This is a genomic window from Mesorhizobium sp. 113-3-9 (assembly GCF_016756515.1).
Classification (GTDB): Bacteria; Pseudomonadota; Alphaproteobacteria; order Rhizobiales; family Rhizobiaceae; genus Mesorhizobium.
In genome coordinates this window covers 3,900,656-3,913,184 of sequence record NZ_AP023246.1, presented here as the reverse complement: position 1 = coordinate 3,913,184, position 12,529 = coordinate 3,900,656, and the positions used below count along the sequence as shown (strand labels likewise).

11 protein-coding genes and 1 tRNA gene are annotated in these 12,529 nt (G+C 62.4%); 5 read left to right on the top strand and 7 right to left on the bottom strand.

Going from position 1 to position 12,529, the window contains the following annotated elements; all coding sequences use genetic code 11:
- Nucleotides 1-15 precede the first annotated feature (15 nt).
- Complete coding sequence (locus MesoLj_RS18960) at nucleotides 16-783, top strand: response regulator (RefSeq protein ID WP_202327344.1); 768 nt, start codon at nucleotides 16-18, stop codon at nucleotides 781-783.
- Nucleotides 780-2,105, top strand: coding sequence for a sensor histidine kinase (locus MesoLj_RS18955; RefSeq protein ID WP_140772851.1), 1,326 nt, complete (start codon nucleotides 780-782; stop codon nucleotides 2,103-2,105). The genes MesoLj_RS18960 and MesoLj_RS18955 overlap by 4 nt, the downstream gene beginning before the upstream one ends.
- An 86-nt stretch (nucleotides 2,106-2,191) precedes the next feature.
- Here MesoLj_RS18955 and MesoLj_RS18950 read toward each other — a convergent pair.
- Nucleotides 2,192-2,276: transfer RNA gene (locus tag MesoLj_RS18950), tRNA-Leu, on the bottom strand.
- A 226-nt stretch (nucleotides 2,277-2,502) separates the two neighbouring features.
- Between MesoLj_RS18950 and lipB the strand changes: the two genes are divergently transcribed.
- Entirely contained in the window at nucleotides 2,503-3,246 is a 744-nt protein-coding gene (lipB, locus tag MesoLj_RS18945; RefSeq protein WP_202321758.1) for a lipoyl(octanoyl) transferase LipB, read from the top strand.
- Between the two features lie 21 nt (nucleotides 3,247-3,267).
- Here lipB and MesoLj_RS36315 read toward each other — a convergent pair whose 3' ends face one another.
- The 3 genes from MesoLj_RS36315 to MesoLj_RS18935 all read right to left on the bottom strand — a co-directional run bounded on the left by MesoLj_RS36315 (nucleotide 3,268) and on the right by MesoLj_RS18935 (nucleotide 5,718).
- Complete coding sequence (locus MesoLj_RS36315; RefSeq protein WP_244735100.1) at nucleotides 3,268-3,942, bottom strand: hypothetical protein; 675 nt, start codon at nucleotides 3,940-3,942, stop codon at nucleotides 3,268-3,270.
- 172 nt (nucleotides 3,943-4,114) lie between these two features.
- Nucleotides 4,115-4,414, bottom strand: a complete 300-nt coding sequence (locus tag MesoLj_RS36310; protein ID WP_244735099.1) for a hypothetical protein — start codon at nucleotides 4,412-4,414, stop codon at nucleotides 4,115-4,117.
- 770 nt (nucleotides 4,415-5,184) lie between these two features.
- Nucleotides 5,185-5,718, bottom strand: coding sequence for an STM3941 family protein (locus tag MesoLj_RS18935; RefSeq protein WP_202321757.1), 534 nt, complete (start codon nucleotides 5,716-5,718; stop codon nucleotides 5,185-5,187).
- Nucleotides 5,719-6,090: 372 nt separating this feature from the next.
- Between MesoLj_RS18935 and MesoLj_RS18930 the strand changes: the two genes are divergently transcribed.
- Complete coding sequence (locus MesoLj_RS18930; protein WP_140775938.1) at nucleotides 6,091-6,303, top strand: hypothetical protein; 213 nt, start codon at nucleotides 6,091-6,093, stop codon at nucleotides 6,301-6,303.
- Between the two features lie 115 nt (nucleotides 6,304-6,418).
- Here the strand turns inward: MesoLj_RS18930 and MesoLj_RS18925 are convergent, their stop codons facing one another.
- From MesoLj_RS18925 to proS, 3 genes are read right to left on the bottom strand one after another with little or no spacing between them, the layout of a single operon-like run.
- The gene (locus MesoLj_RS18925) at nucleotides 6,419-7,108 is read right to left on the bottom strand and encodes an ABC transporter ATP-binding protein (RefSeq protein ID WP_202321756.1); all 690 of its coding nucleotides are present in this window, start codon (nucleotides 7,106-7,108) and stop codon (nucleotides 6,419-6,421) included.
- Nucleotides 7,108-8,394 carry a lipoprotein-releasing ABC transporter permease subunit gene (locus tag MesoLj_RS18920; RefSeq protein ID WP_202321755.1) on the bottom strand — a complete coding sequence of 429 codons (1,287 nt, stop codon included), beginning with the start codon at nucleotides 8,392-8,394 and terminating at the stop codon, nucleotides 7,108-7,110. Before MesoLj_RS18920 ends, MesoLj_RS18925 begins: the two co-directional genes overlap by 1 nt.
- On the bottom strand, nucleotides 8,391-9,719 hold the full coding sequence (gene proS / locus MesoLj_RS18915; RefSeq protein WP_140775936.1) for a proline--tRNA ligase: 1,329 nt from the start codon (nucleotides 9,717-9,719) through the stop codon (nucleotides 8,391-8,393). Before proS ends, MesoLj_RS18920 begins: the two co-directional genes overlap by 4 nt.
- A gap of 217 nt (nucleotides 9,720-9,936) precedes the next feature.
- Between proS and MesoLj_RS18910 the strand changes: the two genes are divergently transcribed.
- Nucleotides 9,937-12,450 (top strand): caspase family protein, encoded by a 2,514-nt coding sequence (locus tag MesoLj_RS18910; RefSeq protein ID WP_202321754.1) that lies wholly within the window; start codon nucleotides 9,937-9,939, stop codon nucleotides 12,448-12,450.
- Nucleotides 12,451-12,529 lie beyond the last annotated feature (79 nt).

Below are 12,529 nucleotides of genomic sequence, written 5' to 3'. Positions count from 1 at the left end.
CCAACACACAGTGCAATGCAGGCTGCGGCAGGCTCCGGCCGGATCGATCTGAACGCCGAGTTCAAATCGCCGAGGCAAGGCCCGCAGATCCTCATTGTCGAAGACGATATCGAGATCGCGCGCATGCTGGGCGAGACGCTCACGGAAAACGGCATGATCGTGGAAATCGCCGCCAACGGCGTGCGCATGAACGCCGCGCTTCGCAGCCAGAAATTCGATCTCATCGTGCTCGATATCATGCTGCCTGGTGAAAATGGCCTCAGCATCTGCCGCCGGCTTCGTGCGCAAACGAACGTTCCGATCCTGATGCTGACCGCGCTTGGCGAGGAAATTGACCGTATCTTCGGACTGGAGATCGGTGCCGACGACTATGTGACGAAACCGTTCAGCGCGCGCGAATTGACGGCAAGGATACGCGCGTTGCTGCGCCGCACGGCTTACGCTCCCGACGAACGGGACCGGACAAAGGTGCTTCGCTTCAACGGCTGGCGCCTCGATCCCGTTCGCCGGCAATTGCATGATCCCAGCAATGCGCGGGTCGCGACCACGACGCATGAATTCGATCTGCTGCTTGCGTTCTGCCGCAATGCGGGTCGGGTTCTGTCGCGCGAGGAACTTCTCAGCGTCACCCATGCGGGGCTTGCCGGCCCGATCGAGCGAAGCGTCGATGTCCATGTCAGCCGGATCCGCCAGAAAATCGAAAAGGACGCGCGCGATCCGGTTCTTCTCAGGACTGTCCGCCTGGGTGGCTACATCTTCACCGCCACGGTGGAGGAAGCGTGAGGCGCTTGGTCCGTCGTTTCCTGCCGCAGTCGGTGCGTGGGCAGTTCGCGGCAATTATTTTCATCGCCGTGATCGTGATCATGTCCTCCGGATCGGCCTTCGAGGATTTGATCGAAAATGCCGACCTTCCCGTCGTGGAAGACAGCGCCAGGCAGGCTGCCGTTGTCGCTGCCTTGTTGCGCCAGACATCGGTCGAAGCCCGCAGCGCTGTTCTGGCCGCGGCGACACGCGCCGGCTTTGATTTCAAGATCCTGCCCAGGGAGCAGATCAGCAATATTCCAGATTCCTATCTGCAATGGCGAAGCATCACATGGCTTCTCCAGATCGAGAGCAGCTCGATCGCCGGGCGCTGGATAAGGACCGGCGGCAGGTACGCGTTTGTCATCGATCTGGACCAGCAGAGCGTCCTGGCGCATTTCGGCATGCCCGATTCCTGGCTGACATCAGGCTTCGTCCGTGTCTCGTTCTACAGGTTCATGGCTTTCGTCGCCTTGCCCATCCTGATCTGGCTGTTTGCCGTATGGGCCGTGACCGACCCGCTAAGGCGCATCTCGGCGGCAGTGGGGGAAGCCGAGATCGAGAATGGCAATGAGCTCTTCGCCGAACACGGCTCCATCGAAATGGTCGGTCTGGCGCGCGCGCTGAACAGGATGCGGGAGCGTATCCGCACGATGATCGAAAACCGCACTCGCATGTTGCGCAGCGTCAGTCATGATCTGCGCACGCCTTTGACACGGCTGCGGCTTCGCGCCGAGCGCATGGATGATGGTCTCCTTCGAACCGCCATACTGTCCGACGTCCGGCACATCGAAGATCTGATCGACGAGACTCTGACCTATCTGCGTAACGACGTGTCGACGGAAAAGCTGCAGCGGGCCGATATTGCCAGCGTGCTGCAAACCGTCTGTGCCGAATTCTCCGATGTCGGGTTTTCGGTTTCCTATTCCGGGCCGGACAGGCTTCTGGGCTGGTGCAAACCCAATGCGCTGGCGCGTGCGATCACCAACCTATGCGACAATGGGGTCAAATTCGCCGGCAATGTCACCGTCGCATTGACGCAGACCGGCACGACGGCGCGCATTGCGGTCGGCGACGACGGGCCGGGCATTTCGATGACGGCGCGCTCCCGCGTTTTCGAACCCTTCTTCAAGGAGGACATGTCACGCGGCGTCGCCTCGAAGCACGGTTTTGGTCTGGGCCTCTCGATCGTAGCGGACATCATCCAGGGCCATGGCGGCAAGATCGAGTTGCACGACAACCAGCCAACCGGCCTCGTCGTTACCGTCGATCTGCCGAACGGACCAAAGGTCCAGCCGCTATAGGGCGGCGGCGCGGTACTCGGGGTCTGATGATCGCCGGATTGCCGGAGGTGATTTTACGAGATCCGAAGGCCCGCTTCGGGAAATTTTGGTGCGGTCGAGAAGACTCGAACTTCCACGGGTTGCCCCACAGCGACCTCAACGCTGCGCGTCTACCAATTCCGCCACGACCGCACGTGGTAGGAGCCGGAACCGACCGGCTCGCGGCGTGTAGCAAATCGTTTCCGGTGAAACAAGTGCGCCGCACGCAATAATCTCAAGCGATTGGTATAACGGTCCACAGGATTGGAATGAAGGGCCGGAACTGGACGTTTCCAGCTGATAACGCCATATGGAGACAGATGCATGTCGCCCGGAAGTGCAAGCGGATCGCGACGGCATAAGTGAAAAACGAAAAGCCATGACAGAACGCAGCCAGATCGCCACGTCGTTCCTGCCGCTCCCCGCTTCAGCACCGGTCGAGTGGCGCATCGAGCCTGGCCTTACCCCCTATCCCGATGCGCTTGCTTTCATGGAGGCGCGCGCCGAAGCGATACGCGGCGGGGCCGCCGGCGAAATGGTCTGGCTGGTCGAACATCCGCCGCTCTACACCGCCGGCACCAGTGCGCGCGTCGAGGACCTGATCGATCCCGACCGGTTCCCGGTCTTTTCGGCCGGTCGCGGCGGCGAATACACCTATCACGGGCCGGGCCAGCGGGTCGCTTATGTCATGCTCGACCTGAAACGGCGACGCGAGGACGTGCGCGCCTTCGTCGCCGCGCTCGAACAGTGGATCATCGGCACGCTCGCCGCCTTCAACGTGCGCGGCGAACGCCGCGAGGACCGGGTCGGCGTCTGGGTGGTGCGGCCGGATCGTCCTGCCTTGCCGGACGGTTCGCCGGCCGAGGACAAGATCGCGGCAATAGGCATAAGGCTGCGGCGCTGGGTGAGTTTTCACGGCATCGCCATCAATGTCGAGCCTGATCTCGGCCATTTCAGCGGCATCGTGCCCTGCGGTGTGCAGGACCACGGTGTCACCAGCCTCGTCGATCTCGGCCTTCCCATCGGCATGGCCGACCTCGATCTGGCGCTGAAATCAGCCTTCGAGGACGTTTTTGGTCCCGCCGTGGCCGCACCCGCCGAGCCAGCCCGAAAGACCGGTTGAACCCTTCGGGCTCAACATGGCTCAAAGCAGCTGCGCCGACGCCCACAGGATGCCGCAGCCATGGATGACGAACACCGCCAGCAGCGCACCGGCGATGGCGAAGCGGTCGACCGTGCGGATCGGCTCCAGCTCGTGGCGTGGCTTGCCCCCGCTGCCCATGGTCAGCAGGCTGAGGATTGAAAAGACCGCCCCCGCCGCGAGCAGGAAGCCGGAAGAAAAGCCGGCCCGCCACCCGACCGCCAGGAAGGCCGAGAGCAGGAAGAAAGAAGCCAGCGCCAGCGCGACCGGCCCCGGGCAGATCTGGCGCAGCACCTGGCCGCCGTCGAACTTCCACACCGGCACCAGATTGGCGATGTTGAACAGGGCGGCGCAGCCCGCCAGCGCAGCCAGCAGCGCTGCTGCGGCCTTGTGTCCCTCGCCGCCCGCAAGCGCACTGGCGGCAATGACGATCGGCACCAGGAAGGCGGAGAAGCCCGCCCCCATCAGCGCCACGAAGGCCACTTCGAAACGGCTGTTGTAAGGCCGGCCGCCAATGGCGATGCCGCCGAGCAGCGGAATGAAGATCATCCGCGCCTTGCGGTGGCCCATCAGCCGGAACGCCGCCATATGGCCGAGCTCATGCAGGGCCACGACCGAGGTGAGGATCGAGGCGAGCGCCAGTCCGCCGAGGTGGAGCCCGAAGAACGGCCACAGCATCAATGCCGAAAGTACGGCAAAGCCGACCTGGCTGAGCGGATGCTCGAACCAGCCGCCCTTGCGATACTGACCGGTAGCGCCCAGCGTTGCAGCTTGGACAGCTCGCGGCGCATGGCGAAGTAACGGAACACCAGAAAGGCAACGCCGCGGTAACGGTCCGTCTGGCCGAGCGTCACCCGCGTGCCGCCGCCTTCGCGGACGAGTTCGGCGGTTTCGCGATAGTCTTCCAGAACGAGGCATCGAGCGCGGTATCCTCGACGACACGCATCGAGAAGCGACTGCCTTCGACGACATCGTCAAACCGTGCCTTGCGTTCGATCGGCTTGCCGTCGCGGCCCTCTCGCGACAGCATGATGCGGGACACGCCCTCCCCGTCCAGCGGCCCCACCGACAGGATCTCTCCGGACCAGCCGGCATCGCCGCCAAGCTGCCACAGCGCCTGCCAGAGGCGCTGACGGTCCACCGCAATCAAGCGGCCCATCCTGACCGTGCGCAAACCGAGCGGCGCGGTTCATCAAGAGAAAGATCAGCCCGAGGTTGCTGGCCACGAGAATGGCAGTGACGATGGGCGACACCTGGACGTTGCTCCCTGCCTTGGAAGCGCACCCTAGCGTCGCGACGGCAAGAAAGGCTTAACGGCGGAGCGGGTTTCGCCCGCGGAACCAAGGCGGCGAGAAGCCGCCAAATCACATGGCTCCGATCCAGATCGCCATGGAAACGAGAAACGCACTCATGCAAACCAGCGAGATGACATCCTGAACCAGATCGGTCATAACTCTCTCCTGTTGTTGATATGTTCGCAATTTGTTCTAATTTTGTTTCAATGTCAACGACCACGGGGTATGGAGATAATGCGGGAAATTTGGCACGGTTAGCGAAAGGTTAACCGGTTCCAGGTGGCGCGGTAGCTATGATCGCCCTGGCATAGTCCGTCTCGATATCCCGGTAGCCGCAGTCGCCCGCGGCCAAGTCCCAATAGGTAATGCTGCAAACAACACCAGCGCTCATCCGCTTCGGTGGGTCAGAGGCGTCAAGCGCGATCCACGCCAGCCCCGGCCAGCCGACGGCCCCCAAGATGTATCCAGTGAAGATCGGCATGGCAGTGACGAAAAGGCCGCCTATGCGAAGGGCTTTCGGAGGAATACGCAGGCAAGAAGCGGCGAGAAAGCAGTAGGCTAAATAGGCGACGTAAATACATGCCGCTTCTCGACTGATCAGGCAGCCAAAGCGGGCAACGGGGCGTTAGCTCGACCGCCTGTAACGCATGATCGCTGACATAGCCTCATCGAAGCTACGGTCTGTGCCGGTCAGCAAAATGGTTATGGTTACATCACCTCCGGTCAACTTGCGGCTGGCACTAGCCAAACGACCAGCTAATCCTTTGCCTGGGAAGTTGTTGGGGTGTCGTAGATGTAAAACTATTCTCTTCTGCGCGTTTCGGGACCAAGTCGTTACGTCTGCTATCTCAGACCAGGGTATGGTTTTATCGGACCAAGGCGAATAGCGAATACCCGCCGCATCGATACGCAATTGCTCCGCCGTCACGAACAATTTTGAAATCCACTTCATCGCAGCAAGCGGACCCACTGTCACAGCAATCCAGCCGGCAATAAGTATTTTCAGATGAGAGTATTGGATAGTAGGGGTAGGCGCAGCACCAAAGGCGCCTAACATCCACAGCCCCACGATAACAAAAGCTAATGAACCAAATGCAAGAAATGCGCACTGCCAGCGTGACGGATAGGCGACGAAACTGTCTGAGTGGTCAGCCAACATCACAACCTCATGGCAGCTAACGAGCTTGGCGCACACCCGCCTTCCATCGCAGGCTATGCACGTTTTCCACGCGGTAGAAAATCAGTTCAACTTCAACTTTACTTGTTCGCGTGCTTGCTCGCGAATGCCGCCCGTTCTTTCCAACCCGCGCCATTGCGGCCGACCGCTGCCAGACGGATTCGCGGCGGCGTTGTCGATTCGTCTCTGCGCCATCGAGGTTGAAACTCAGCGTTGCCGTGGCGGAATACACTGGCGAGCGTTGAGGTCTACGGTCCACGGATGCTCGCAACTGAACTTCCGCAACGGATGGAGGTTGTGTAGAAACACGGTTCGCTCCAGCAGCCGCATAGCAGGCACGAACCGGAGGCTCAAATGTCAGTTGTCCAGGAAGACCCCTCGCCCGCGGTCCCCTCACATCCTGAGGAAATCAAGTCCGTTTTCGATCTGCGCCTAGGCAAGCATGTTACCTTGCAAGGCAGTGCCAGGATAACGCCGGCAGGCGTGATCAGCACCGGGATCGCGGTCGCCGCCATGACGCTTGCACTGGGCTATCTTGCTTCGTCGATTATGCGCCGCAGGCGATAGGAGGAAATCGGCAGGGCCAGGAAAAGGTTGACGGGTGCAGCGGGCACCTATGGTGCGGAAACACATTCCGTAGCGCGGATTGTCGATGAGCCGCCTGGGACTGTCGAGGCTGAGGTCAGCCCGAGCCGAGCGGCACCACCTTACCGTCGGCCAGCGTGACGCGCCGGTCCATGCGCGATGCCAGCTCGTGATTGTGGGTGGCGATCAGCGCCGCGAGACCCGATTGCCGCACCAGCGCCTCCAGCGCTTCGAACACATAGGAAGCGGTGACCGGATCGAGATTGCCGGTCGGCTCGTCGGCCAGCAGCACCAGCGGCGCATTGGCAACGGCACGAGCGATGGCGACGCGCTGCTGCTCGCCACCGGACAATTCGGCCGGCCGGTGCGAAGCGCGCTTGCCGATCTGCATGTAATCGAGCAGTTGGGCGGCGCGCTCGGATGCTTCCTTGCGCGGCAGGCCCTTGATCAGCTGCGGCATCATGATGTTTTCCAGCGCGGAAAACTCCGGCAGCAGATGATGGAACTGGTAGACGAAGCCGACATCGTTGCGGCGGATCGACGTGCGCTCGTCGTCGGACAGCCGGCCGCAGGCCCGGCCGGACAGGATCACGTCGCCGGCGTCGGGGCGCTCCAGCAGGCCGGCCGTATGCAGCAGCGTCGACTTGCCGGTGCCCGACGGCGCCACCAGCGCCACCATCTCGCCGCGCTTCAGCGAGAAATCGGCGCCGTTCAGGATGGTGAGCTTGCGCGGCCCCTGGACATAGTGCCGCTCGACGCTCTTCAGCTCGATAATGACCTCGGCCACTACTCGTACCTCAACGCTTCGACCGGATCGAGGCGGGCGGCCCGCCACGCCGGAAACACGGTCGCCAGGAACGACAGGCCGAGCGCCATGATGATGACATAGGTGGTCTCGCGCGGATCCATCTTCGCCGGCAGCTGGCTGAGGAAATAGAGCTCCGGATTGAACAGCACCTTGCCGGTCATCCACGAAAAGAACTGCCGGATCGATTCGATGTTGGTGCAGATCAGCACCCCGAGCAGCACGCCGGCGAGCGTGCCGGTGACGCCGATCGCCGCGCCGGTCATCAGGAAGATACGCAAGATCGCGCCGCGCGAGGCGCCCATGGTGCGCAGGATGGCGATATCGTGCCCCTTGTCCTTCACCAGCATGATCAGCCCGGAAATGATGTTGAGCGCCGCCACCAGCACGATCAGCGTCAGGATCATGAACATGACGTTGCGCTCGACCTGCAGGGCGGAAAAGAAGGTCTCGTTACGCTGGCGCCAGTCGACGATGTCGATGGGCCGTTGCGCCGCCTCTTCCACCTTCGATTTCAGCGCGTCGACATTGTCGGGATTGTCGACATAGATCTCGATCGTCTGCGCGCGTCCATCCATGTTGAAGTAGAGCTGCGCTTCCGAGAACGGCATGTAGACGATGGAACTGTCATATTCCGACATGCCGACTTCGAAGATCGCAGCGATCTTGTAGCCCTTCATGCGCGGCGTGGTGCCCAGCGGCGTCACGTCGCCATCGGGCGAGATCAAGGTGATGGTATCGCCGAGCGTCAGCCCGAGATTCTCGGCCATGCGCTTGCCGATGGCGACGCCTTCGCCCGAGTCGAAATCGGTGAGCGTGCCTTGTTTGACGTTGCTGGCGACGATGGCGATCTTGCCGAGATCCTCTCCGCGTATGCCGCGCACCAGCGCACCGGTGCCGCCACCGACATTGCCTTGCGCCAGCACCTGGCCGTCGATCAGCGGGATGGCGTATTTGATGCCGGGCACGCCGTTGATGCGGCCGGCGACCTGGGCGTAATCCTCAAGCGGCGAATCAAGCGGCTGCACGATCAGATGGCCGTTGACGCCGAGGATGCGGGTCAACAGCTCGGCCCGGAACCCGTTCATCACCGCCATGACGACGATCAGCGTCGCCACCCCCAGCATGATGCCGAGGAAAGAAATCGAGGCGATGACCGAGATGACCGTCTCCTTGCGCCGCGAGCGCAAATAGCGCCAAGCCACCATGCGTTCGAAGATGGAGAACGGGCCGGCACCCGCCGATCTTGCCGCGGCCGCCTCGCTCATGCGGCGGCACCGAAGCGTTTTTTCGCATCGGCGATCGGCAGCGTCACGCGCTCGCCGGTCTTGCGATTCTTGATCTCGACCTCGCCGGCGGCCACGCCGCGCGGCCCGACGATTACCTGCCAGGGCAGGCCGATCAGGTCGGCGGTGGCGAACTTGCCGCCCGGCCGCTGGTCGGTGTCGTCATAGAGCACATCCTTGCCGGCGGCGGTGAAGGCGGCATCGAGCTCGTCACTGACGCGATCGCACTCGGCGTCACCCACCTTCATGTTGATCAGGCCGATGTCGAACGGCGCCACGGCATCGGGCCAGATGATGCCGTTCTCGTCGTGGCTGGCCTCGATGATCGCCGCGACCAGCCGTGACGGGCCGATGCCATAGGAACCGCCGGAGACGAAATGGTCCTTGCCGTCAGGTCCGGTCACCTTGGCGCCCATGGGCTTGGAATATTTGTCGCCGAAATGGAAGATGTGGCCAACCTCGATGCCCCGCGCCGAGACCCGGTCCGCTTCGCCGAGTTTGTCCCACGCCGCCTCATCATGCATCTCGTCGGTAGCGGCGTAAGGCGTCGTCCAGGTTTTGACGATGTCTGATATCTCCGCGTCATTGGCGAAGTCGGTGTTTTCGTCAGGCACCTGGAGTGACAGATAATCGCGATCGCAATAGACCTGGCTCTCGCCGGTGTCCGCCAGGATGATGAATTCGTGGCTGAGATCGCCGCCGATCGGCCCGGTATCGGCCCGCATCGGGATGGCCTGCAGGCCCATGCGCGTGAAGGTCCTGAGATAGGACACGAACATCCTGTTGTAGGCGGCCCTCGCGCCTTCGAAGTTAAGGTCGAAGGAATAGGCGTCCTTCATCAGGAATTCGCGTGAGCGCATGACGCCGAAGCGCGGCCGCACCTCGTCACGGAACTTCCACTGGATATGGTAGAGATTGAGCGGCAGGTCCTTGTAGGACTTGACGTAGGCGCGAACGATTTCGGTGACCACTTCCTCATTGGTCGGGCCGTAGAGCATGTCGCGGTCCTGCCGATCCTTGATGCGCAGCATCTCCTTGCCGTAGTCGTCATAGCGGCCGCTTTCGCGCCACAGATCGGCCGACTGGATGGTCGGCATCAGGATCTCCAGCGCGCCGGCGCGGTTCTGCTCCTCGCGGATGATCTGGCAAACCTTGTCCAGCACGCGCTTGCCGAGTGGCAGCCAGGAAAAACTGCCCTGCCCCTGCTGGCGGATCATGCCGGCACGCAGCATCAGCCGGTGCGAGACGATCTCGGCCTCACGCGGATTTTCTTTGAGGATAGGCAGGAAATAGCGCGACAAACGCATGGACTGGTCCGTGAATGAGAATGGTCGCGCCAGAATCGGTGCGACGCAGGCTTGCTTGACCCGGCTTCATAGCCATTTCATGGCGCAATGGGAACCCGGCCATGGCGGCACATTGACGCCGTCATGCCCGCAATCACTAGGTTCCCAGATCATATCGAGCAGGCTTGCCTGGGTCGAAAAGCCGTGGGACGCTGTCCGCTCGGGGCGGATTGGGGCATTGCGCTTTTTTCTGACAGTCATCCTGGCGGTCTTTTTCGTCTCGGCGGCACACGCCGAGCGGCGTGTCGCGCTCATCATCGCGGCCGACGAGTACCGCAATGTGCGTCCCCTGAAGAATGCGGTGAACGACAGCCGCACGATCGAAGCCGCGCTGCAAAAACTCGGTTTCGACGTCACCACCGAAGCAAATCGTGACCTGAAGCGTATGCGCCGTGCGCTGGAGGATTTTCGCGACGATGCGGCCGGGGCCGATGTCGCGCTGATCTATTTCTCAGGCCATGGCGTCGAGATCGCGGGCGACAACCGCCTTCTGCCGGTCGATGCCGATCCGTCGTCGCTGGACCGGTTGAAGGCAACAACCCTTGCGCTCGAAGAGGTGCGTGAGGCAGTGACCGCAGTCGGCAAGATCGGCCTCGTCGTGCTTGATGCGTGCCGCAACGATCCCTTTGGCCAATCCGGCGGCGACCAATCGGAAGACAGCAAGGCTGGTGAAGGACGCGGCGTGATGTCCATCGCGCCGGAGGTTAAAGCCGAGGCCAAGCCGGGGCTCGGGCGCATGGGGCGCGCGGAGAACGTGCTGTTCGCCTTTTCCGCGGCGCCTGGGCAGACGGCGTCGGACGGTGCGTCCGGCAACTCCGATTTTTCCGCAGCATTGGCCAAATTCCTGCCCACCGACGGCCTTGAAATACGTTCCGTCCTGACGCTGGTTCAGCAGCAGGTCTACGATCTGTCGCGCGGCAGGCAACTGCCTTATGTGGAGAGCGGTCTGCCGCAACTCTTCTTCGCCGCGCAGACCAGCAAGGACGCACTGCCCGAGCGTGACCGGCTGCTGCTTGCCATGGCCGATGTCACGCCGGATTTGCGTGTCGAGGTCGAGACGGTTGCGGCCAGTGCCGACATGCCGCTGGCACCGCTGTACGCAGCGCTCATTACCTCGGACGGCAAGGCGATGGCGCCGCGGCAGCGCCAGCAGAAGCTGCAGGAGGCGGCCGACGCTTTCGTCAAGGTGCGGGCCGATCTGCGCAATTTCGCCTCCTCCGATCCTGAAGTCACGGCGCTGCGCCAACAGGCGGAGGCGCAACTGGCACTCGGCTCATTCGACGAAGCACGGGCGCTGCTTGGCAAGGCGGCGGATATCGATGGCAAATCGCGCGACGATCTGAAAACCCGCTTCATCGAGCGCACGCTGTCGGAGGCGACGACGCATTACCTCGCCGGCGGCGCTTCGCAGGCGCAATTGCGCTACGACCTCGCCATCGAGGACTACCGCAAGGCCGTGGCGCTTTATGCCGATGTCGAGGGTTTCCCAATACCGGACGAGGCACGCTACCAGCAGACACTGTCGTGGGAACTGATCGGCACGCTGCAAACGACCGTCGGCAATCTGCAGGAAGCCGGCAAAGCCTATGATTCGATGGTCCGGTCCGCGGAGAAACGCGCGGCCGCAGAGCCCGACAAGATCGACCATCAGCGCGACCTTGCCGTGGCGCAGAACAAGGTGGCCGACGTCAAGAAGGCGATGGGCGATAGCGCCGGCGCGATCGCGCTCTACCAACAGGCTCTCGCCACGATGAAAGCGATCCTCCAAAAAGAGCCTACCTTTGGCTATCTTCGCGACTACGCAATCTGCTTCAACCGCATCGGCGACGCCATGCGGGTTTCGGGCGACGGACTAGGCGCGCTGGCTAATTACCGTTCGGCGCTCAAGGTGGCTGAATTCCTGGTCGAGCAGGCGCCTGATGATGAAGGCTTTCGGCGCGACCTTGCCGTCAGCCACTCCAAGATCGGGCTGGCGCTCAGGCTGACCAACGATCTGGAAGGTTCGATCGCCGAATATGAAGTGTCCTTGCAGATCACCGAGGCGCTGGCGAAGAAGATGCCTGACGACACGGAACTGCAGCGCGACATCACCGTCAGCCTCAGCGCCATCGGCGACCTGCAGCGGCTGACCGGGCATAATGAAAAAGCTTTCGAACCCTACAGGCGCAGCGTCGACATCGCGCAAAAGCTGGTGGCGCGGGACCCCGGCAACACACTGTGGCGGCGTGACCTCGCGCTTGCATTGGGCAAGATTTCCGACGCCCGCGCCGAGGCCGGAGATATCGATGGCGCGCTCGCCGACCGCCGTTCGTCGCAAGCCATTGCGGAATATCTGGCCGAACTCGACCGCGACAACGCCGAATGGCAGCGCGACCTTGCCGTCGGCCATAACCGCATCGGCGACATGCTGATGAGCAAGGGCGACAAACCCGGGGCGGCTGCCGAATACCAGGCCGGATTCGCCATTGCCGACGCGCAGCTCAAGGCTGATCCGGGCAGCGCGCAACGCACGGTCGATGCCGCCTTCAGCCACTACAAGATGGCGATTGCCAGTGTCGACACGCCGGCAAACCTCAAGGCCGCGCTGGCCATGCTGACGGGGCTGAAAGCGCAAGGTCGACTGCCCGGTGCCAACGAAGGCTGGATCGGCATGGTCGAGAAGGCGATGGCTGAGGCCGGCATCGCGAAGTAGGGTCCAGCCGGCTGTGCGGGAGGCCCGAACGTCTTCGGGTTTGGCCGCCAATTCTTTGCGCGCGTCAATTCAGAACCTG

What these genes read in the sequence shown, in the direction of transcription:
- MesoLj_RS18960 (WP_202327344.1), top strand. Translation starts at nt 16, where the DNA reads ATGCAGGCTGCGGCAGGCTCCGGCCGGATCGATCTGAACGCCGAGTTC.
- proS (WP_140775936.1), bottom strand. Translation starts at nt 9,719, where the DNA reads ATGCGTTTGTCGCGCTATTTCCTGCCTATCCTCAAAGAAAATCCGCGT.
- MesoLj_RS18930 (WP_140775938.1), top strand. Translation starts at nt 6,091, where the DNA reads ATGTCAGTTGTCCAGGAAGACCCCTCGCCCGCGGTCCCCTCACATCCT.
- lipB (WP_202321758.1), top strand. Translation starts at nt 2,503, where the DNA reads ATGACAGAACGCAGCCAGATCGCCACGTCGTTCCTGCCGCTCCCCGCT.
- MesoLj_RS36315 (WP_244735100.1), bottom strand. Translation starts at nt 3,942, where the DNA reads ATGCTGTGGCCGTTCTTCGGGCTCCACCTCGGCGGACTGGCGCTCGCC.
- MesoLj_RS18920 (WP_202321755.1), bottom strand. Translation starts at nt 8,394, where the DNA reads ATGAGCGAGGCGGCCGCGGCAAGATCGGCGGGTGCCGGCCCGTTCTCC.
- MesoLj_RS18935 (WP_202321757.1), bottom strand. Translation starts at nt 5,718, where the DNA reads ATGTTGGCTGACCACTCAGACAGTTTCGTCGCCTATCCGTCACGCTGG.